This is a genomic window from Bartonella sp. AP21QHHD, assembly GCF_042196205.1.
Taxonomy (GTDB): Bacteria; Pseudomonadota; Alphaproteobacteria; order Rhizobiales; family Rhizobiaceae; genus Bartonella.
The window spans coordinates 1-1,824 of the sequence record NZ_JBHIPT010000076.1 but is presented as its reverse complement, the minus strand read 5'-3'; the positions used below and the strand labels follow the sequence as shown (position 1 = coordinate 1,824).

The following is a 1,824-nucleotide window of genomic DNA, read 5'->3' as shown; positions in this document are numbered from 1 at the left end:
GAAACCTCTTTAATCCGTGCATTCACATTCTTGATATTTGCATCAAGAGCTGAAAAAGCGGTTCCAACACCTTCATATGATTTATTTGTTACATCACCCTCTTTAGAAACTGTCGATAAGTCATAGCTGGGAGCTGTAAAAGTGCCATCAGCACTAAACGATGCTTTGCCTCCTAAAATTTTTGCTAAACTCGCAGCTATGGTATTAATCTGTCCACCCGTAACCGCATCGCTCGAACCCGCCACTAGAGAACCATCAGCCAGCGATGTGACCTTGCTGTTTGTCTTTTCACCTTCTTTTCCATGCAAGGCTACAAAAGCATTACTCTGATTACTCCATGATAAAGAATCCTGTGAAACTCCTTCTGAGACTTCCTTAATACGATCGTTAACGGTTTTGATATTCTCATCAAGTCCTTTAAAGGCTGTTTCAACACCTTCATACGATTTATTTGTTACATTACCCTCTTTAGAAACTGTCGATAAGTCATACGTTGGTCCTGTAAAGTTTTTGCCATCAAAGGATACAGCGCCACCTAAAATCTTTGATAAATCCGAAGCTATGGTATTAACCTGTCCACCCGTGATTGCATCATGTGAATCCTTGGCAATCTTACCATCAGCAACATTATGGAGACCTACAGCTGTCTTATCTTTACCACCTAAAGTCACACTCGTGTAATTAATGCCGCCATTATCACCATCTTTTTTATCGTAATGAACAACGGCTGAATCATCAGACTGAAGGCTATTCGAAAGATCTTTCAATTCTTTATCAAGCTGACCTTTGTTAACAGCTTCATTATCCTTTGTTGCTTCACCAACACCTGAAATTATCCGATCCGCACCAGCCTTGTTGGCTATATTGATTTCACTGCCTTCTACTGCAGCTCCAATAGTGAGACGATGTGTTGTTTTGTCTTGCTGAACAAAGCTTTCGCTTTCTACTTTGTTAATCACATTATTAACCTGTTCAGTCAATTTATTCTGAACATTCGTGATAGAAGTACCTACACCTTCAAAGGCAGATGCTACATCAGGATATTCTTTGTTTTCTGTTTCGCCATCATCCTTAACGGACTTAACAGTGAATTTAGGAGCAGTCCATGCGCCACTTTCATATTTAGCGCCACCACCTAAATACTTAGCTATATTCGTGGCTACAATTGTAACATTTTGATTTGTAGTAAACAGCTGTGAGCCATTAACCGCTTCATCTGAATTTGCACTGAGATCGCCACCTAATAAACCGGAAATTTTCCGTTTCTCATTATCTTTATTCAGAATGCTGACTTCATTGCCACCAGTTCCTTTCCCAATGGTGATAACACCTGTTCCCCCTGCACGAAGACTACGCGCTAATCTATTTTCTTCTTCTTGTTCTTGCTTAACAAGGATACTATCTCTTACATCAGCAATTTCATTATTTGTTGCAAATAACTGTGAACCATTCACTGCTTGTTGTGAAGTCTCAGTGAGTGCTGCAGCCTTAACTTTCTTTATCTCTTTACCTCCAGCATCAATGCCCGCGGTCGTTATTTTCGGTCCATCAGTAATTACCAGACCTGTTGCATCTAGGGCAGTTGTGCCTGCCTTTAAGCTCGTTAATGTAACATCTTGAGCTAAATCAAATTTTACCTTATTATCCTTATCGCCTTTTGTAATGTTAAGATTTGTACTTCCAGTGGAAAAATCTACTCCGCTATCCATAATGACTGTTTTAGCATTTTTACCGTCAACAGATAGTTTCCAACCATTTTTTCTTACGACATCTTCTAAGTCTTGCAATTGTCTTAGATTCACTGCGTCTGCATCTTCACTACCA

1 pseudogene is annotated in these 1,824 nt (G+C 39.7%); it reads right to left on the bottom strand.

Going from position 1 to position 1,824, the window contains the following annotated elements:
* Window positions 1–1,824: pseudogene (locus ACFIMC_RS04885) on the bottom strand (hypothetical protein); the annotation flags it as partial.